The 20,725-nt window shown below is 52.2% G+C and carries 15 protein-coding genes; 8 read left to right on the top strand and 7 right to left on the bottom strand.

Going from position 1 to position 20,725, the window contains the following annotated elements; genetic code table 11:
• Window positions 1-7: 7 nt before the first annotated feature.
• The 4 genes from kduI to EDI29_RS16725 form a co-directional block, all read right to left on the bottom strand.
• A complete protein-coding gene (kduI, locus tag EDI29_RS16740) occupies window positions 8-844 on the bottom strand; it encodes a 5-dehydro-4-deoxy-D-glucuronate isomerase (protein WP_137741788.1) in 837 nt (278 codons plus the stop codon).
• A 12-nt stretch (window positions 845-856) separates the two neighbouring features.
• Entirely contained in the window at window positions 857-1,813 is a 957-nt protein-coding gene (kdgT, locus tag EDI29_RS16735) for a 2-keto-3-deoxygluconate transporter (protein ID WP_129708579.1), read from the bottom strand.
• A gap of 341 nt (window positions 1,814-2,154) precedes the next feature.
• Window positions 2,155-2,943 carry an IclR family transcriptional regulator gene (locus EDI29_RS16730; RefSeq protein ID WP_137741787.1) on the bottom strand — a complete coding sequence of 263 codons (789 nt, stop codon included), beginning with the start codon at window positions 2,941-2,943 and terminating at the stop codon, window positions 2,155-2,157.
• Between the two features lie 544 nt (window positions 2,944-3,487).
• A complete protein-coding gene (locus EDI29_RS16725; RefSeq protein ID WP_137741786.1) occupies window positions 3,488-5,821 on the bottom strand; it encodes a Tex family protein in 2,334 nt (777 codons plus the stop codon).
• A 319-nt stretch (window positions 5,822-6,140) separates the two neighbouring features.
• On the opposite strand from EDI29_RS16725, the gene EDI29_RS16720 reads away from it, so the two are divergent.
• On the top strand, window positions 6,141-7,427 hold the full coding sequence (locus EDI29_RS16720; RefSeq protein ID WP_137741785.1) for a citrate synthase: 1,287 nt from the start codon (window positions 6,141-6,143) through the stop codon (window positions 7,425-7,427).
• 54 nt (window positions 7,428-7,481) lie between these two features.
• Here the strand turns inward: EDI29_RS16720 and EDI29_RS16715 are convergent, their stop codons facing one another.
• Both EDI29_RS16715 and olsF read right to left on the bottom strand, forming a co-directional pair.
• Window positions 7,482-9,149 (bottom strand): methyl-accepting chemotaxis protein, encoded by a 1,668-nt coding sequence (locus tag EDI29_RS16715; RefSeq protein ID WP_137741784.1) that lies wholly within the window; start codon window positions 9,147-9,149, stop codon window positions 7,482-7,484.
• A gap of 315 nt (window positions 9,150-9,464) precedes the next feature.
• The gene (olsF, locus tag EDI29_RS16710; RefSeq protein WP_137741783.1) at window positions 9,465-11,180 is read right to left on the bottom strand and encodes a bifunctional ornithine lipid synthase OlsF; all 1,716 of its coding nucleotides are present in this window, start codon (window positions 11,178-11,180) and stop codon (window positions 9,465-9,467) included.
• Window positions 11,181-11,354: 174 nt separating this feature from the next.
• Between olsF and greB the strand changes: the two genes are divergently transcribed.
• A complete protein-coding gene (greB, locus tag EDI29_RS16705; protein ID WP_137741782.1) occupies window positions 11,355-11,834 on the top strand; it encodes a transcription elongation factor GreB in 480 nt (159 codons plus the stop codon).
• A gap of 72 nt (window positions 11,835-11,906) precedes the next feature.
• On the opposite strand, the gene EDI29_RS16700 is transcribed toward greB, so the two are convergent.
• A complete protein-coding gene (locus EDI29_RS16700; RefSeq protein ID WP_137741781.1) occupies window positions 11,907-12,239 on the bottom strand; it encodes a hypothetical protein in 333 nt (110 codons plus the stop codon).
• Between the two features lie 547 nt (window positions 12,240-12,786).
• On the opposite strand from EDI29_RS16700, the gene EDI29_RS16695 reads away from it, so the two are divergent.
• The 6 genes from EDI29_RS16695 (at window position 12,787) to envZ (ending at window position 20,612) form a co-directional block, all read left to right on the top strand.
• Complete coding sequence (locus tag EDI29_RS16695) at window positions 12,787-13,107, top strand: hypothetical protein (RefSeq protein WP_137741780.1); 321 nt, start codon at window positions 12,787-12,789, stop codon at window positions 13,105-13,107.
• Between the two features lie 267 nt (window positions 13,108-13,374).
• Window positions 13,375-15,579, top strand: a complete 2,205-nt coding sequence (locus EDI29_RS16690; protein ID WP_137741779.1) for a TonB-dependent receptor — start codon at window positions 13,375-13,377, stop codon at window positions 15,577-15,579.
• A gap of 213 nt (window positions 15,580-15,792) precedes the next feature.
• Window positions 15,793-17,043 (top strand): MFS transporter, encoded by a 1,251-nt coding sequence (locus EDI29_RS16685; protein ID WP_137741778.1) that lies wholly within the window; start codon window positions 15,793-15,795, stop codon window positions 17,041-17,043.
• Entirely contained in the window at window positions 17,036-18,196 is a 1,161-nt protein-coding gene (locus EDI29_RS16680) for an ABC transporter substrate-binding protein (protein WP_137741777.1), read from the top strand. The genes EDI29_RS16685 and EDI29_RS16680 overlap by 8 nt, the downstream gene beginning before the upstream one ends.
• Window positions 18,197-18,534: 338 nt before the next feature.
• Window positions 18,535-19,254 carry an osmolarity response regulator transcription factor OmpR gene (gene ompR, locus EDI29_RS16675; protein WP_005969424.1) on the top strand — a complete coding sequence of 240 codons (720 nt, stop codon included), beginning with the start codon at window positions 18,535-18,537 and terminating at the stop codon, window positions 19,252-19,254.
• Window positions 19,251-20,612, top strand: a complete 1,362-nt coding sequence (gene envZ / locus EDI29_RS16670; RefSeq protein ID WP_137741776.1) for a two-component system sensor histidine kinase EnvZ — start codon at window positions 19,251-19,253, stop codon at window positions 20,610-20,612. The genes ompR and envZ overlap by 4 nt, the downstream gene beginning before the upstream one ends.
• Window positions 20,613-20,725 lie beyond the last annotated feature (113 nt).

Raw genomic sequence — 20,725 nt, 5'->3', positions numbered from 1 at the left:
GAAGGGATTAGCGTAAATCCAACATCGCGATATGATCCATATCGTCAAACGTCAGATTTTCGCCGATCATGCCCCAGATAAAGGCGTAGTTTTTGGTGCCGACGCCAGTGTGAATCGACCAACTCGGTGAGATCACCGCCTGTTCGTTATGCATCACCAGATGACGCGTTTCATGCGGTTCACCCATCATGTGGAAAATAATGGTGTCTTCCGCCATGTCAAAATAGAAGTAAACCTCCATTCTGCGTTCATGGGTATGCGTTGGCATTGAATTCCAGTTGCTGCCTTCTGCCAGGCGCGTTAATCCCATGCTCAGTTGACAGGTCTCTACCACTTCCGGCACCAGATATTTGCAAATCGTCCGTTTGTTGCAGGTCGTGACATCGCCCAACGGCGCTTTTATCGCGTCATCCTGTGTGATGATGCGTGTCGGGTAAACGGCATGTGCGGGTGCGCTGTTATAATACAGTTTTGCCGGTTTAGTCTTGTCGAGGCTACTAAAGGCTAAGGCCTTGGCTCCCTTGCCGACATAGAGCGCTTCCTCATTGCCAACCTGATAGCTTGTACCGTCAATAACGATGTTTGCCGGGCCGCCGATATTGATCAGCCCCAGTTCGCGTCGTTCAAGAAAATAGTTCACGCCAAATTGTTTGCCGATGCCGTCATCAAACGTTATTTCACTATCTACCGGCATGATCCCGCCCACCACAATACGGTCGATGTGGCTGTAAGTCATGGTGTAGTGGTTTGGCGTAAATATCTTCTCAATGAGAAATTTCTTTCTCAGCTCGGTGGTATCAAGCGTTTTCGCATGCTCACTGTGTACACTTTGTCTTACGTCCATTTTGCTACCTTTTTATGCGTGTTTAGGTGAAAAGCGTTTTGCCCATAATGCCGTAATGATGGGCACCAATACTGACGTCACAATGACGCTGGTGGCGACTAACGCTGTCGCCTGTTGAGCGACTGGCGCGAACTCTGGTGCCATATTCGCGATCAGAAGGGGAGTGGCGACGGCGGCACCTGCGCTGCTGGATGCGGCCACGCCAGCGGTTCCATTACCGCCGCCGATAAATTTATCGGCGAGAATTAATGGAATACCGGTAACAATAATCACCAATACGCCGAGGAAGATACCCGCGAAGCCGGTCTGGAGGATCACCGATAAATTAATGGTGTTGCCCAACGCAAAGGCGAAGAAAGGGATCAGCGTTTGTACTGAATTGCCGAACAGTTTTCTCAAATCCGGGTCCAGGTTACCCAATGTAAAACCAATCAGGAAAGGCAGTACGGCCCCGACAAATAGCTGAGGTTCAAAGGTCGCGATACCGCTGGCACCCAGAATGACCATGGTCATCAACGGGCCGGATTCCAGAGACATCAACACGAAGGCACCCGCTTCCTCTTTCGAACCGTACTGGTTCATCAATGCGGCGTACAGACCACCGTTAGTCATGTCCATTGCCGCGACCAGCGCAAGAACGGAGATCCCGGCGAGCAAGCCGTTTTGGATGCCATCGCCCGGTAAGAACGTGCCTGCGATCAGCGCCACAACCCAGGCGGTAGCGAGTTTGGTCACCACCAGAACGCCTGATTTTTTCAGCATCGTTCCTGTCGCTTTAAGCTCAATAGACGCGCCCATACAGAAAAACCAGACGGCCAGAATCGGGATCGTGCCAGTAATAAGACCGTTGCTGAAAGAACCTAAATATTTGCCAGCACCCGGCGTAAAGGTATTACAGAATGCGCCCAAAAAGAGCGGAACCAGCATTAATCCCCCAGGGATTTTATCAATAGCTTGTTTGATTTTCATAAAAGACCTCATTTAAAAATAAAAAGATATTCAGCCCGCTTTCAGTGAAAGCAGAGAGATGATTGATATAAAGTAATAAATAGAGGTAAATAAAACCTAAGCGGTTATTACCCGATTTCATTATTTATTGAAGATGGTTGTCCCCATTATAAAATTGATAATTAATATTCTTCGTTGTTTTGATATTTATGGCCATTCCCCTATTTTTAGTTATAGGTGGCCTTCCCGTAACACTTGATTAGCGTTTACAGGTATTTATGTCGTGAAATGTCCGTCACGCTGATTTGTGCATGACTTTATTCACAAGTTAAAATTCACTCTGGTTATTTTCGATAAATATATTATCTACTATCAATATTCCGACTGTTGATATGAGCGGTAATCGCTTTGCTGGTTTTAATCAGGCTTGCCAGATGCTTTTCTTTTTTTCCATTAGCATATTGCGATTGCATACCGTTAACGCCGATAGCGGCGATGACTTCACCATTTTGGTTAAAAATCGGTGCGGCCATACAGCAAATTTCTTCTATATCTTCACCGTCATCTATTGCCCAGCCCTGCTCTTTGACGGTTTTCAGGTGTTGTAGGAAATCGTCTTTATTGGTAATTGTTCGGGGCGTTAAATACTCAAAGGTGCAATTGGCAATCAGTGATTCAATTCTTTCCTGTGGTAGCCAGGCCACGAGCACTTTTCCCAGAGACATACGGTTAAAAATAATTTTCTTACCTTCCCAGGATGTTTTTACGATAGCTTTGGGCGATTCCACTTTACTCAGGAAGAAACCATTATCGCCGTCCAGAATACCAAGGTGGCAGGTCAATTCCGTCTCTTTGACCAGCTCATGCATAAAGTTAATCGTATCTTTACGCAGGTCAATATTCTTTATTACCAGACCACCCAGCTCAAATAGCCTCAACCCCAAAACATAACGCCCGTCGGCGCGCTGGCGTAATAGCTGTGTGACCACCAGCACTTCCAATAGATGATGTACGCTGCTTTTGGGGATAGACAAGTCAGTACATATCTCAGTGAAACTGGCTTCGTCGCGTTTGGCAATATAGTCAACAATCATCACTAAACGGACTGCCGCAGGCGCTTTACTGTGTTCGAGTTGCTGGAATATATTCATGGTGTTCTATATATAAAACTATGGTTTCCTATATAGAACAATAATAACGCAACGGTAATTTATTTACCTAGATACAGATCACAAATTAATCTCAAATAGGTTGAATATTTCAATATAAATGAAACGTAGTTTTATTAGGGAAACAAAAATAGTGATATTTTGGCGGGAAAGATGACTGACCTCGTCAATGAGGTCAGGCATTATTTTAAATAATAATATACCCGTAATACTTCAAGCCTCAGGTGCGTTGGCTGCGCTACTCAGCACACTTGCGTGTGCCTCGCCCCGTTGGGGCCGCTGCAAGCAGCGTTCAAACCTGCCTATGGCATGGCAGGTTTGTCACTCACCCGAATCACTTACCTGAGTAAGCTCATCGGGACTCCCTCTCTTGCCGCCTTCCTGCAACTCGAATTATTTGGGGTATAGAATGGCGATTTGCTAATACCGATCACTTAAGCCCGTTATTAGGGGAAACACAGGGGGAGGTTCCCGCAGGGATGCCTGCCCCGTGTACCTCGATGCTTAAACGATCGGCATGAGGTGATTAGCGCTTTTTAAAGGCGGCAGCGAGCGCATCACCCATCGCGCTATTGCCTGTAGCAGGTGCATTTGCTGGACGAGGGCGTGATTTACCTGCTGGCTGACGTGATGAGGTCGTGTTATCAGTGCGGGCATTGCCACCACCACGGCGTGATGATGTTTCACCCGGCTGCTCATCAAGCCGCATCGTCAGCGCGATGCGCTTACGTTGCAGATCCACTTCCATCACTTTCACTTTCACGATATCGCCTGCTTTCACCACTTTGTGTGGATCGTCGACGAAATGGTCGGCCAGCGATGAAATATGGACCAAGCCGTCCTGATGGACGCCGATATCCACAAACGCGCCAAAGTTGGTGACGTTGGTGACGGCGCCTTCCAGAATCATACCCGGTAGCAGATCGTTTAAGGTTTCTACGCCTTCGGCGAAGCTGGCGGTTTTAAACTCGGGGCGCGGATCGCGACCCGGTTTTTCCAGCTCTTTAATGATGTCAGTCACCGTCGGCACGCCGAAACGCTCATCGGTGAAATCCGACGGTTTCAGGTTACGCAGCGCATTGGGATTCCCCATCAGCTCCTGCAACGCCTGCTCGGTTGCGGCCAAAATCCGTTCTACGACAGGGTAGGCTTCCGGGTGAACGGTGGAGGCATCCAGTGGGTTATTGCCGTGGTTGATACGCAGGAAGCCCGCGCACTGTTCAAAGGCTTTTGGCCCCAGACGGCTGACTTTCAGCAACTGTTCACGGTTGTGGAAGCGGCCATTCTCATCACGCCAGGTCACAATATTTTGCGCCATCATACGTGTCAGCCCTGCGACACGCGTCAGCAGTGCAACAGAGGCCGTATTGAGATCAACGCCGACGGCGTTTACGCAGTCCTCGACCACCGCATCCAGTTTCTTCGCCAGTTGGCTCTGGCTCACGTCATGTTGATACTGGCCTACACCGATGGATTTCGGGTCGATCTTCACCAATTCTGCCAGCGGGTCCTGCAAACGGCGGGCGATAGACACCGCACCGCGCAGCGATACATCCAGATCGGGGAATTCCAGTGCGGCCAGCTCAGAGGCGGAATACACCGACGCGCCGGCTTCACTGACGATCACTTTCTGCGCGTTGATCTCCGGGAACTGTTTCTGCGTATCGAGGAAGAAACGCTCGGTTTCACGCGAGGCGGTGCCGTTACCAATCGCCACCAGTTCTACCTGATATTTGCGGCACAGCGCGGCGATGATTGGAGCCGCTTTAGCCGCCTGACCGGTATGCGGATAAATGGTGTCGGTTGCGACCAGCTTGCCGGTGGCATCGACTACCGCGACTTTTACGCCAGTACGCAGACCGGGATCGAGACCCATGGTGGCGCGCATACCTGCAGGCGCGGCCATCAGCAGGTCGTGCATGTTACGGGCGAAGACGTTGATCGCCTCGTCTTCGGCTTTTTCACGCACGCTGCCCATCAATTCGGTTTCAAGGTGCAGCAGCACTTTAATGCGCCACGTCCAGCTAATGACGGCGCGTCGCCAGCTGTCTGCCGCCGCATTGCCTAGCCGCAGATTCAGGTGATCGATAATAATCTGCTCACAGTAGCTTTCGCGCGGCGCTTCTTCGTGCTGCGGATCGGCATTCAACGCCAGTTGCAGCACACCTTCATTACGACCACGGAACATCGCTAGTGCGCGGTGTGAAGGCACCTGAGCAATCGGTTCGTGATGATCAAAGTAGTCGCGGAACTTCGCGCCTTCTTCCTCTTTCCCTTCCACGACACGGGAAACCAGATGGGCGTTTTTCCACAGATAGTGACGCACTTTTGCCAGTAGCGTGGCGTCTTCGGCAAAGCGTTCCATCAGAATGTAGCGTGCGCCGTCCAGCGCCGCTTTCACGTCCGCCACGCCTTTATCGGCATGGATATAAGCCTGTGCCGTCAGCTCCGGCTCCTGGTTTGGGTCTTGCCATAGGCTGTCGGCCAGCGGTTCCAGACCGGCTTCAATCGCAATCTGCCCGCGCGTGCGGCGTTTCGGTTTATACGGCAGGTAGAGATCTTCCAGTTCGGTTTTGCTCAGCGTGCCGTTAATGGCGGTGGCGAGCTGCTCAGTTAACTTTCCCTGCTCATCGATGGATTTCAGAATAGTCTGGCGACGGTCTTCCAGTTCACGCAGGTAACCGAGGCGTGTTTCGAGCTGGCGCAGTTGGGTGTCATCCAGTCCGCCGGTCACTTCTTTACGGTAACGGGCGATAAAAGGGACGGTATTTCCTTCGTCCAGCAGGCGGACTGCCGCGTCTACCTGCTCCGTGCGCGCCTGCAATTCGCTGGCGATAATGTGGCTTAATGAATCATTCATGGGTCTGATATCAGTCGTCATCAAGTGAGTGGGTGAAATAAGTGAGGACAGTTATACGGATTGAGCGTGCAAAATGCCAGCCGCTGCCATCTGGAAAGTGTGGACGATCTCGCGCTGTTCAGCGTAACAATCTTTACCTAAATCAATATTCCATCAGATTCTTGCAATCCATCCACAATTTTAGCGTATGAAATACGTTGGCTTGTTTCTTTGTAAATTGAGTGTTGTTTTAATCCGGGTGTGTAGCACGGAATGATCTATCCAGAAGGCCGTGAAAGCGAACGGGAACACCATCATTATTCGGGCAGGAGAAGGACTCATGACAGTCAGAACGTCCACGTTGACGGCAGAAGGGCAGGCGAGTATTGCGCTGGAAATGCGTTCCAGCGTATTGGGGAAAGAGGCGGTAGATATTCGCCCACTCGGTGAACACGGGCTATGCAGTTATGATCCTGGCTTTGCCAATACGGCAGGATGCGAGTCGGCGATTACCTATATTGATGCAGTGAATAGCGTGCTGCTGCATCGGGGCTTCCCTGTCGAACAGCTTGCCGAGCAGTGCGATTTTACGGAAGTCTGTTACATCCTGCTGCATGGCGACGCGCCTTCACCGGAGGCATATGCAGAATTTGCCAACAACATTACCCGGCACACGCTGGTTCATGAGCAAATTACCCGGATGTTCAGCGGCTTTCGCCGTGACTCCCATCCGATGGCGCTAATGTGTGCGGTGGTCGGGGCGCTGGCCGCGTTCTATCACGATGTATTGGATATTCATAACGAGGAGCACCGCGAGCTAGCGGCAGTGCGACTGCTGTCAAAAATGCCGACGCTGGCGGCGATGTGCTACAAATACTCCATCGAGCAGCCTTCTGTTTATCCGCGAAATTCCCTCTCCTATACCGGCAACTTCCTGCACATGTTGTTTTCGATTCCGGCAGAGAAGTATGAAGTTAATCCGGTGTTGGAACGGGCGATGAACCGCATTCTGATTCTGCATGCTGACCACGGTCAATGCCCGTCCACGATGGCGGTTAGAGCGTCTGGCTCTTCTGGCGCTAACCCGTTTGCCTGCATTGCCGCCGGGCTGGCATCGATGTGGGGGCCGCTGCACGGTGGGGCGAACGAAGCCTGTATGCGCATGTTGGAAGAGATTAAAACGGTCGATCGCGTGCCTGAATTTGTACGACGAGCAAAAGACCGCTGTGATTCATTCCGCCTGATGGGGTTCGGTAACTCGGTCTACCAGCATTTCGACCCACGTGCGGCGATTCTGCGTAAAACCTGCTACGAGGTACTGGGTGAATTGGGTATGGAAGACAGCCTGTTACAGGTGGCGATGGAGCTGGAACATATCGCTATGACCGATGCCTATTTTCTGGAAAATAAACTTTATCCCAGCGTCGATTTCTATACGTCGGTTATTCTGAAAGCGATGGGTCTACCGCCATCCATGTTTACGGTTATTTCTACCGTTGGCAGGACGATCGGCTGGATTGCGCATTGGGATGAAATGCACAAACAGCAGGACATCAGCATCTATCGCCCGCGGCAAATTTACACTGGGCAGCCGCGCCGGGATTATGCTTCTCAAATGAAAGGCTAGTACGATGTCCCCCTGATGCCGATGTTGGGGCATCAGGGGGACAGGCGAAATACGCTAGAATTTTTCCCAGTTATCCTGTGTGTTACCGACAGGGGCTAGCGCTAAGCGGGCCGGTTGTACTGCCTTTGCCACCGGCGTTGGACGGGCTGCTGACATACCTCGCAGGCGGAAATGGTTCATGAGTGTCACCAGATGGGCAGACTGTTCGCGCAGGCTGGTTGCTGCATTGGCAGACTCTTCCACCAGCGTCGCGTTCTGCTGTGTGACCTGATCGAGTTGGTTAACTGCATCATGAATTTGTGCAATGCCGGATTCCTGCTCTTGCGTGGTTGTCCCAATCTCGCCGATTAACGTTGCGGCATTGCGTGCCTGACTGACCAGCTCATCAATGGTGCTACCTGTTTCTTCGACCAGACGGTTGCCTGCTTCGACTTTTTCGACGCTGGTATTGATCAGTACCGCAATCTCTTTAGCGGCAGAGGCGGAGCGCTGTGCCAGAGAACGAACCTCTCCGGCGACGACGGCAAAGCCGCGGCCCTGTTCGCCAGCGCGGGCGGCTTCAACGGCCGCATTCAACGCCAGAATATTGGTCTGGAAAGCGATACCGTCAATCACGCTGATAATATCGCGAATTTTATGCGAACTGGCGGAGATCTCTTTCATCGTCACAACGATATCGCTAATGGCCTCACCGCCTTTTGTCGCCGTTTCGCTGGTTTGGCTGGCGAGGCGGGTGGCGTTACGCACGGTATCCGCATTCTGACGAATCGCCTGGCTCATCTGCTCCATTGAGGCGGCGGTTTGCTGCAAACTGGCAGCTTGCTCTTCTGTGCGTTGGCTGAGGTTTTCACTGCCAGCAGCGATCTGGCTGGAGCCAGAAGCGATCGCCTCACTGCTTTGTCGCACCTGTTCGACGATATTGCCCAAGCTATTACTCATGTGGTGCATGGTGGCTAACAGGCTGCTGTGGTCACCCGGTTTTATATCGATGTCGACGGCCAGATCGCCCTCGGCTACATGCCGGGCAACGTGGGTTGCGTACAGCGGTTCGCCGCCCAGCTGTTTTTTCAATGTACGGGTGATCAGCCATGCCACGACAGCGGCCATCGCGGTGGCGGCAAGGGAGAGAATCAGCATGATAACGCTGCCGGATTGCGCATTATTCTGCGCACGGCTGACAATCTCATTGGTATCCTGCTGTTGTGAGGCTGTCATCGCATCCAGCACTTTGAATAGCGCGTTTTGCGCGGTTTGCATCTCGTTAAGAATAATGGCGCTACCCTGCTGGCGCTGTTGTGGGTCGGTGGATTGCACCAGCTCTATGGCTTTCAAAAAAGCCGCAAGGTACGGTGGACGCGTGTCCTGAAACTGTTTCAGCAGTGCGCTGGTGCCCTCGGTATCTAACTGTTGTCCGAGTTTTTTCAGATTGGCGGTATTGCGGGCGATTTGTTCGTCAACAAACTGTTTTTCCTGCCGAATTTTCTCGGGGTCGGTACTCAGCGCAATGTTGCGGATAAGACGGGCATTGGCATCAAAACCGGCTTTAACCTCTTGAATGAGTAGCATGTTGGCTAACGTGGTGCCGGAAAGTCGGTTGATGTCGTTACCCAGCCCAACCAGCTGGAGTCGTCCGAAGAATGCGACCAGCAAACTGATGATGATAACCAGAGTAAATCCCATACCCAGCATGTTACCGAGTTTGATTCTGTTCAGCATATTCATAAACATCCTTAATTTTTTGACATGCTACGAAGGCATAAAGGAGGGGGCTTGCTATCGTAATTGATGCAAGTAATGACAGGGTTTTATTGCCATGTTTTTCATTTTCGGGATACATCGTCGACTCCCGCATTTAAAAACCTATAGATAAGAATATCTTTAATATCGGCAGTAAAAGCGTTCAGTTGATCACGTAAATTACGGCAAATGGGATTTCGTATGAAATGTGTGATCTGAGAGACAAAATATGCGGGGCTATGGTGTTCATGAATAGAAGTGTGGTGCGCTAGCCCCTGTAGAGGCGAGCGCACCGATCAATTAAGAAGCGCTATCGCTGGTAAAAGGGGCGATATAGCGCTGATAGCGTGATGCTTTCAGCTGTTGCAGGTCGACAAGCACCAGGCCGTCGATGCAGTTATTGAAGTCGGGATCGATGCCAAAGTCGATAAACCGCACGCCTCCGGGTTCACACAGTTCCGAATACTGCTTGTAGAGCGTTGGAATGGCGCACCCCATATTGCTGAGCATGCTTTTCAACCGTGTGAGATCCTGCTGATAGTCTGTTCCTTCAAACTGCTTCAGCACGTCAGGCAGCGAGGCTGGATAAGGGCGGCGCGAGGTTGCCAGCGGCTGGTCAGGCGTGAAGTGCAGGCGATAGAAAGCAACCAGTAAATCGCGTGCATGAGGCGGCAAAGTGCCAGAAAGCGATACCGGACCGAACAGATAGCGGTGTTCTGGATAGCGTGCCAGATAAGCACCAATACCCAGCCAGAGATAATCCAGTCCGCGTTTACCCCAATATTTGGGTTGAATAAAACTGCGCCCCAGTTCAATGCCTGACGCCAATATCGGGTCCATCTCGTCACCGTACTGGAATAGACTATGACTATAGAGGCCGCCTTTGCCCTTCTCGGCAATCAGACTGGTCGTTGAGACAAAACGATAAGCGCCGACGATCTCCAGTTCGCGGTCATCCCACAGAATCAGATGCAGGTAGTCATCGTCATAGCTGTCCAGATCGCGGCGCTGACCGGAGCCTTCACCGACGGCGCGGAAGGCGATTTCCCGCAAACGTCCGAGTTCACGCAACAGCGGTACATAATCCTCTTCACCGCGCCGATACAGATAGACCACTTTACCATCCGGCGTGGTGCCCAGCGTTTCACATTCTGACAGCGCACGTTTCAGGAGCACGCGATCTTCGGCCAGCGCGATAGGCTTCTCACTGGCAAAGCAGCCGGGTTTCCCTTGTCCCAATCGATAAACGTGTCGCCGGAAGCGGGCTGCCAGATCGTTGGCGTTCCATTCGCCCTGGCTCCAGGACGTATAGGGAATTCTGGCACCGATACGCAGCTTGAGAGTTTGTCCGCGCTGGCCGAACATTTCTCTGACCAGCAGGAGGGTGGACAGCGGGCGATAAACCATGGAAGAGAGATAGAACAGCGCACTGTTGCGTCCGCCGATATGAATCGGAACTACGGGCGCACGGGCTTTGCTCGCCATGCGGATAAAACCATTATGCCAGTGACCGTCACGAATTCCTTGCAGGCTGGCGCGTGAAACTTCACCAGCCGGAAACACGATGATCGCGCCGTCGCCTTCCAGATGCTGCTGGATAGCGCTGATTTGCTGGCGTTTGGTACGGTTATTGAAGTTATCGACGGAAAAAAACAGATTTTTAAGTGGGGCGACATAAGAGAGGAGCTGGCTGGCGACGATGCGAACATCGGGCCTGACGCTGGCGACGGTGCGCAGTAGCGCCAGACCATCCAGTGAGCCAATGGGGTGGTTGGCAACCAACACCACAGGTCCCTGACTGGGGATATTTTCTAAATCCCCTTCGACCATTTCACAATTGAAGTTGAAGTAATCAAGAATCTGTTCGACCAGATCCAATCCTTTCAAATGCGGGTAACGCCGGGCAAATTGCTGCATTTCATTTTCAAATAGCAGAGAACGCAAAACCGTTTTCTGCCAGGGTGGTGTATGGCGATGCGGGGCAAGATCTTGCAGAATGGCGTCTAAGCTAAACATAAATCGTTCTCCGTAGCTCTCCGTGGCTAAAAGTACGGGATAGAAATGACATATTTATGTCTGTTGATAGATTATTAGCCAAAACTGTAAATCTGTGTAATGAACGCGTGATTTTTTGCGCTTGGGAATAGTGAAGAACGTGGTATGCACTAAGCACCTAACGGGGTTAACGACTTGAAAACCAATCTGATTACCCGCGAGGGGTATGACAAACTGCGGGCAGAGCATGAGCATCTCTGGAATGTAAAGCGCCCGGAAATTACCAAAATCGTTTCCTGGGCAGCAAGTTTGGGGGATCGCTCAGAAAATGCGGACTATACCTACAATAAGCGTTTGTTACGCCAGATCGACAGGCGTGTGCGCTACCTGAGAAAATGCCTGACGGAATTGAAAATCGTTGATTACTCGCCGCAGCAGGACGGCAGCGTATTTTTTGGCGCTTGGGTAGAGATCGAAAATGAGCAAGGTGATGTGAAGCGCTTGCGGATTGTCGGCCCGGACGAAATTTACGGTGACAATAAAGACTATATCTCGATTGACTCCCCGATGGCGCGTGCGATGCTGAAAAAAGCGGTTGATGAGGAATTCACTGTGAATACGCCAGATGGCCCGCGCGAGTGGTTCGTCAATTCGATTGATTACGTTAAGTCATGAGCGTAGCCCAGCGCACACTGGGCTTATTTATCGTCGACGTGAAAAATGCGACGCCGCCTGAAGCAGGTTTAGTCACCGGCATTTTGCGATCGCAATAGTACTTACGTTTTCTGGCTTATTGCGATTTATCATTTTCCTCGCTTCATTCAGTGTTTTTTCAGATTCTATTTTGGGTAAGACAATTTCCCATTTGACTATTTTATTTCTTAATGTTTCGTTACGCCTTAATCCCTCTTTATTATTGAGCCTATTCAGTGACTCGATATCTTCACTATATTCGCCATACTTCAAGTTGCATGTGCGTTGGCTGCGCTCAAATACTCGCCCTAAAGTGCCGCTGCAAGCCGCGTTCAAATCTGCTCCTGGCAGATTTGTCACCCGAATAACTGACTTGAGTAAGCTCATCGGGACTCTTTCTCTTGCCGCCTGCCTGAAACTCGAATTATTTAGAGTCTATGCGCCATTGAACTCAGTTTATTTAAATTTATGTGTTTTTTGTAATTGACTTCAGAGACGGTAGTGTCTTTTTTATGCCGCTGAATAATATTTCCGCTGGATTTGTTTTTTCATCAATATGAACAGCATCTTCTAATCGAATATCACGGTATCGGTACCTCCTCTAACAGCATGCCGAAAGCGATTGGGGGCATTATTCAGCATGAAGATGTAGATCTTAGCGTGGTTGATGCCGCCATATTCTATTAATTCATTGATTTAAAGCAATTTTATTAAAATGTAACCAATTGGTTGCGAATGAGGATGATACCTATTTACATTTGAATGGGTAATATGCTAGGTTTCCGTTCATTATTTTTAAATTTATCTATTACAACGTCTTTATTATTTTTTCGGGACGTGTTGTCCGATTTCTAATGACACCTTCTTATACGTTAATGCAATTAATGATGACTTGTTTTATCGGTATGAGACGCTGCTTTTTTGAGGAGGGATTTTGAATCGTAACAACCTGATTTTTATTGCGGATAATTCCAATCAAGAAACGCTGATTTTGCGGAAAGGCAACGATGAGTGGCACGTTGATAATATTTTGTCGGCACCAGTAAACACTTATATTAATAATGTAAATGTTTATCCTCTTAATTCAGATGGCTCGTTTTTTCCCGTCACCAGCCACGATCGGTTGATTGATTTACTCCGCGATAGTTTCGATTTTCACCCTGAAGAAAGCGGCATTAATGGTTCGAAAAAAGATGTGGCTAACCGCATCCGTAATGATACCCATGCCCGGCGCTATCGGTGTCTGGGGGGCTGAAGCCATGGCGCAGGATGGGCAAAAATATTTCACGCAGTGGCGATTAATCCGCGATTTCGGCGACGGGTACACCTACACGTGCGCTGCTGCGGATGTACATCCAGGAATATCGCGACTACCGAATTCAGCACGACCCAGACAACCCCTTCTTCACCGAAGGGAAATAAACCCGCAAGGGATCGTGATGTATGGCGATGTTCCTGCCTCATAGGTTGAGAAGCGGGAACATCTTTTTCACTTCTTATTTTGAGATGGATAACTTTGTTGATGAACACCAGGAAGAACTTCACTCCGTCTACTGGGAAAACCCGTTTTCCTATTCCCTCCGCGTTGGCCACCGCCGTCACGATGGCAATGGCTGTGTTGAGCGGCATCGCGATACCCGTGCAGGCTGCAACGGGAGAGCGCGATGATTCCACTATTGTGGTTGAAGCCAAAGACGCTGAGGCTACGCAGGGGCTGGTGGCGGGCGGCATGTCGGCGCGTGCGTCCAGCACCGGGCTGTTAGGCAAAAAGGACGTCATGGATACGCCATTTAACGTCAGCAACATGACGTCGTCGTTTATTGAAAACAAACAGGCGCAGACGCTGGGACAGGTAGTTGCGCATGACGCCTCGGTGCGAGTCAGTAGTTCGCAGGGCGGTCTGCTGGATTCCTACTACATTCGTGGTTTCCCGCTCAATGAAGGCAATCTGAGCGACATCGCCATGAACGGTGTTTATGGCGTCGCACCCAACTACCAACTGATGACCGACTACATTGAGCGGGTTGAGGTGCTGAAAGGGCCGTCGGCGCTGCTGTATGGGCTGTCGCCTAACAGCAGCGTGGGTGGGGTGATTAATGCTGTCACCAAACGTCCGACCACCGTGGGCAATCTGACCCGTCTCACCACCAGCTGGCAGTCCGATTCCCAGCTCACCCAGCATGCGGATATTTCCCGCGTCTATGCGCTGGACAATAACAATCTGCTTGGTGTCCGTTTTAACGGTAACTATGGCTACGGCGACACCGTGTGGGACGGCAGCGACAAGCGCACACAGGTCGGCGCATTGGGGCTGGATTTCTCCTCAGAACGCTTCCGCGCCACGCTGGATCTCATCACCCAGCACCTGAAAACCCGCGCGCCGTCGCGGCCTTACTCGTTTGCGGCTGGCGTGACCGTGCCTGATGCGCCAGACGGTAATAACAATATCTCCCAGCCGTGGGGATTCTGGCATTCCAAAGATCAGTCGGTGCTGCTGCATACCGAATACGATCTGGCGGATAACGTCACCTGGTTTACCGATCTGGGCGGTTCCAGCGCGCACGTGAGCAGACTGTCGGAACAGGTGCCGCAGGTCACGAATAACAATGGTGATGTGAGTTCCGCCGTAGGGAATTATCGCTTTACTACCAGTCGCTACACGCTGGCGACGGGCGTTCGGGCAGATGTGGAAACGGGCTCTGTGACGCACAAACTGTCTGCCCAGACCAGCTACTATCGCGATCGTCAGGCAACCGGTATTGGCAACGGAACAGCGATTAACTCGAATATTTATAATCCGGTTTCTTCACCCGCACAGAATGTCGCCGCTCCACCAAGCGTGTATAAACGCTCTTCCACCGCGCTATCGGGTATCGCATTGGCGGATACACTCGGCTTCTGGAACGATGCACTGCAAGTGACGGGTGGGCTGCGCTATCAGCAGATCAAGTCGGATAACTTTGTTCCCGGCAATAGTGCGCCATCATCGTCCTACGACAAAAATGCGATAACGCCGATGGTGGGTGTGGTAGTGAAGCCCTGGCAGCACGTCTCGCTCTATGCCAACTACATTGAGGGGCTGAGCAAAGGGGATATTGCGCCAGCAAATGCAAGTAATCCAGGTCAGGTGCTGTCGCCGTATAAGAGCAAACAGTACGAAGCCGGGGTGAAAGTAGACGCGTTGGGGACGATCTCCACGCTGAGCGTTTTCCAGATCACCAAGCCGAGCGGTGCGTTGGCTAACGGCCTGGGTAGTGAATTTATTGAGGCCAACGAGCAGCGCAATCGGGGCATCGAACTGGATGTGGTCGGCTCACCGCTGGAAGATCTGCGTCTGACTGGTGGTGTGATGCTGCTGGATGCTGAGCTGACCAAAAGCGTGACGCCGGGAGCACAGGGCAAGCGCGCGCCAGGTACGTCGCGTTTTCAGGCTAACGCCGGCGTGGAATATGACCTGCCGTTCCTGCGCGATCTGACGCTCAACGCCAACGTCACCCATAACGGGAAGCAGAACGTCAACACCATCAATACCCAGTCTATTCCTTCCTGGACCACCGTTGATTTCGGCGCGCGTTACAAGACGCGCATCTATAACGCACCGACTACGTTCCGTGCCGATGTGCTTAACGCCTTTGACCGCAATTACTGGTCTGGCGTGACGTCGTTCAGCACGGTATCGCAAGGAACGCCGCGGACGCTGATGCTGTCCGTCGCAGTTGATTTCTAAGGATAGGCGTTTTTCAGGAACCGAACGTTAAGGAGATAGCGATGAGAAACTCGTTTAGCTTTGCCGCAACCGCTATGTTGGTGGAATGATTGAGGAAGCCTACCGGGGGCAGTGATTACATGGGCGCGTCCACGCAGGATCGCCCTGACTATTTTCCGGTACAGTGGCTGAAGTGAGACGAGGTAATACCGTGAAAGCAGAAGGAGCTGACGCATGCGCTTGAGTGGGCAGGTGGCATTCATCATCCACTTTATGTTTGTCGTGCAGTTGGTGGCGATGGGAGCGATGGAGATGAGCGGGCCGTTTTGGCCGCTGCATCTGGAAAGCATGTCGTCCGGTGCGGAACTGAGTATCGCAGGGATTGCCGTCTACGTCGGGCCGATGCTGGGCATTATGCTGACCAGCGCCTTCTGGGGGCGGATGGGCGATCGGCTGGGCAACAAAGCCATGATGATCCGTGCGCTGTTCGGGCTGGCGTTGACCCAACTTGGGCTGGCATGGGCCAATGATATCTGGACGATAGTCGCGCTGCGTTTTATTCAAGGTGCCTGTGCGGGCTATATTGCACCCGCGCAGGCGTACGGCGTTGCGGTGGTCAGCCCGCTACAGCGTACGCGGCTGTTTGCCTGGCTTCAGGTCTCCACCAACGCGGGATCGCTGCTGGGGGCGATTGTCGGCGGGCTGATTCTCGATTACCTGAATTTCTTCTGGATCAACCTGAGTGCCGCGATCCTCTGCGCGCTGTGTGGCATCGCCGTGGCGCTGTTCCTACCGCATGTCGCCCCGGCGGTGCCAACGACACAGTTTGCGGACGTACAGGCGAAAGAGGTATCCGGTAAGCGGCTCTGGGCGCTGTCGCCGATCCCCGGCCTATTGCTGATTTCTGGCCTGCTGCTGACCAGCCGCATGATTCCGCAAACGCCGTTTTCCCTCTATATGGACGGCTTCTTTCAGGTGGATAAGTGGGTTATCGGTCTGTGCTATGGCTTACAGGCGACCGGCGTGATTGTCTCTGCATCGCTGTGGGCGCGCTATTTTGAAAACCTTTCGCTGTCGCAGACGCTGAGCCGTCTGTGTGTGGTTATGCTGGCCTGTTCCATCGTGACATTGACGGCTGCCACGATGCTGAATATTGCGATTTTCATCCCGCTTTATTTCCTGTGGGGCGTGCTACTGGGGGCGACGACGCCCGTTCTGATGGCGCTGATTTCCCGTGCGGCTGGAGCCCGGCAGCAGGGTTACCTACTTGGCGTGGCGCAAAGCGTCAGCCAGTTTGCCTCGATTCTGGGCATTTCTCTGGGCGGACTGGTTCTCTACTCCCCCGGACTACGTTCGCTGTTCTTCTGCGTTGGTGCCGCTTATCTGGTGACCTTCCTGGTCTCGTTGATGCTGCTACGACGCTTGCGGAGACAGGCGGAAAAACATGACTCTCTCTCGACGAAGGGAAATATCGAAAATGTGTAATCGTTGGACGCGGCAACATTGCCGTCGGTTATTGCTGAGTGCGCTGTTGATAGTTGGCCTGTCGCCGCTGACGGGGCAGGCCGAACAAACCGCGCAAACCTCAACCGTCATCAAGGATGTGTTAGGGCGTGAGGTGAGAGTCAACACGCCAGTGCAGCGCGTGATGTTGGGGGAAGGACGTCAGCTTTATCTGGTCGCCATGCTCGACAGGGAAGATCCGGCAAAAAGGATTGTCGCCTGGCGGCGCGATCTGATTCAGTCCGATCCGGCTACGTGGCACCAGTATCGCGATCGTTTTCCTCAACTGGCGACGATCCCGACGTTCGATGGCACGGAAAAGGGCACGTTTGACGTGGAGCAGGCCGTGTCGCTTAAGCCGGACGTGATCATTATGAACATTGAAGCGCAGCGGGCGATTGTCGATGCGGGTTACGATCGGATACTGGACAGCGTTGGCATTCCGATTGTCTATGTCGACTTCCGCTATCACCCACTGGAAAACACCGCGCCGACCCTGCGCCTGTTCGGCCAGCTGTTCCATCAGGAAGCGCGTGCCGACGCGTTTCTGGCATTCCGTGAGGCGCAGCTAAAACGCGTTTCCGACGTGTTGGCGGCGAAAAAGCCGCGTTCACCGCGCGTGTTCATTGAACGACTGGGTGGTTACACCGATGAGTGCTGCCTGACGTTTGGTCGGGATAATTTTGGTAAATTTGTGCAGTTGGCGGGTGGCGACAATGTGGCAGCGAAAAATGCGCCGAATACCTTCATGCAGATGCATTCTGAACAGGTGATTGTGGAAAACCCGGAAGTCGTGGTGATCACCAGCGGCAACTTTGAAGCCTTCGTTCCCGGCGGGCGCTGGATTGGGTTAGGGCCGGGACAGGATATGACGGAAGGGCGCAAGCGGCTTGAATGGTTCCTGGGACGTCCGGCCTATACCAACAGTATTGCCAAACAGAAGCGTGCGTTCCATGCCATCTGGCATCAGTTTTACAACGGCCCATATGATTTCATCGCGATTCAGCAACTGGCAGAGTGGTTTCACCCAGATTTATTCCGCGATCTCAATGCAGACGACACCTTCCGCCAGCTTCATCAGCAGTTTTTACCGGTTGACTACCAGCCGGGCTATTTCGTCAGTCTTACGCCGTGATTGAGAGGCAGCTCCGGCGTCACGTCGGAGCTGCGCGTGCCCGTTTACCATTGGAAAGCCGGGCGTTGTCCTTCTTTTCTCCTGCTTTTGCTGCCACAGTGCCTTTTTATTGGCGACAGCGTTACTATAATCGTCGTAAACGACAATCTTCGCTAACCACAGCCTGCATAAATCGCCGATGATTTTATGACTGACAGCACAGGAAATGATTGATTACACGAATTTTAATATGCTTTGTAACAATTTTGCCTAGAATGTATACCAGAAACGACTGTCAGTAATTCGTGTGTTTCTGAACAATAGCAGCGTCGGCGCTATTACGCCTTTGGAGAAAGAGAATGCAAGAAAACTATAAAATTCTGGTTGTAGATGACGACATGCGGTTGCGTGCGCTGTTAGAACGTTATTTGACCGAACAGGGTTTTCAGGTACGTAGCGTAGCCAATGCTGAACAGATGGACCGTTTACTGACCCGTGAATCCTTTCACCTCATGGTGCTTGACCTCATGCTGCCGGGCGAAGATGGGTTGTCCATCTGCCGTCGTTTACGCAGCCAGAGCAACCCGATGCCGATCATTATGGTAACGGCGAAGGGGGAAGAAGTGGACCGTATCGTTGGGCTAGAAATTGGCGCGGACGATTATATTCCTAAACCTTTCAACCCGCGTGAACTGCTGGCTCGCATCCGTGCGGTGCTGCGTCGTCAGGCAAATGAACTGCCGGGCGCGCCGTCACAGGAAGAAGCGATTATCGCGTTTGGCAAATTCAAGCTGAATCTGGGCACGCGCGAAATGTTCCGTGATGACGAACCGATGCCGTTAACCAGCGGTGAATTTGCCGTGCTTAAAGCGTTGGTAAGCCACCCGCGTGAGCCGCTGTCTCGCGATAAGCTGATGAACCTGGCGCGTGGTCGTGAATACAGTGCGATGGAGCGCTCCATCGACGTACAAATTTCTCGCCTGCGCCGCATGGTGGAAGAAGATCCAGCGCACCCGCGCTATATCCAGACCGTGTGGGGTCTTGGCTACGTATTTGTCCCGGACGGCAGTAAGGCATGATGCAATGGCGTTTTTCTCCGCGCAGCTCATTTGCACGGACGTTGCTACTGATTGTCACGTTGTTGTTTGTCAGTTTGGTCACCACCTATCTGGTGGTGCTCAACTTTGCCATTTTACCGAGTTTGCAGCAGTTCAATAAAGTGCTGGCATACGAAGTGAGAATGCTGATGACGGACAGTCTGCAACTGGAAGATGGCTCCACGCTCGAGGTGCCGCCTGCGTTCCGACGTGAGATTTACCGTGAATTGGGTATATCGCTGTACACCAATGCGGCGGCGGAGGAAAGCGGCTTGCGTTGGGCTCAGCACTATAAGTTTCTGAGCGATCAGATGGCGCAACAGCTGGGTGGCCCGACGGATGTGCGGGTCGAGGTCAGCAAGAACACGCCAGTGGTGTGGCTGAAAACTTGGCTGTCACCGGATATCTGGGTGCGTGTTCCTCTCACTGAAATTCATCAGGGCGATTTCTCGCCGCTCTTCCGCTACACGCTGGCGATTATGCTGCTGGTGATTGGTGGCGCATGGCTCTTTATTCGGGTGCAAAACCGACCGCTGGTTGAACTGGAACATGCAGCTTTGCAGGTCGGCAAAGGCATTATTCCACCGCCGCTGCGTGAGTACGGGGCTTCTGAAGTGCGTTCCGTGACGCGTGCCTTTAACCAGATGGCCTCCGGTGTGAAGCTGCTGGCCGACGATCGCACGCTGCTGATGGCGGGCGTCAGTCATGATCTGCGCACGCCGCTGACACGCATTCGTCTGGCGACTGAGATGATGGGCAAGGAAGATGACTATCTGGCGGAGTCGATCAATAAGGACATTGAAGAGTGTAATGCGATTATTGAACAGTTCCTCGACTACCTGCGTACCGGTCAGGAAATGCAGACGGAAGTGGCCGATCTGAATGCGATTATGGGCGAGGTGGTAGCATCGGAGAGTGGTTATGAGCGCCAGATCGACAGCGAGTTCGCGACAGGCGACCTGCTGGTGCGTATCAGCTCACTTTCGATAAAACGTGCGGCGATGAATCTGGTGGTGAATGCGGCGCGTTACGGTAATGGCTGGATCAAGGTCAGTACCGGACGTGAGCTACAGCGTGTCTGGTTCCAGGTAGAAGATGACGGGGAAGGTATCGCGGCCGATCAATTACAGCATTTGTTCCAGCCATTTGTTCGCGGCGACAGCGCACGAACCACCAGCGGAACAGGGCTGGGCTTGGCGATTGTGCAACGTATTATCGATGCACATAATGGCGTGTTGGATGTTGGCACGAGCGAACGCGGTGGGCTCTGTGTCCGCGCGTATTTGCCGCTGCTCTCGGAAGCTTCAGTAGCGGATAACGGTACGGCAAAAGAGTCATAAGCATGTTGGGCAGTACTGGCATTAGAGCTGTTCAGATATGAATAAAAGAAAGGCGCGGAATCCGCGCCTTTCTTCGATTACGACAAAGACCGTCGAGCGGTAGTAACGGATAG

The sequence above is a fragment of the Pectobacterium polonicum genome (assembly GCF_005497185.1).
Lineage (GTDB): Bacteria > Pseudomonadota > Gammaproteobacteria > Enterobacterales > Enterobacteriaceae > Pectobacterium > Pectobacterium polonicum.
The sequence above is the reverse complement of the archived record's forward strand: the minus strand, read 5'-3'. Positions and strand labels throughout refer to the sequence as shown.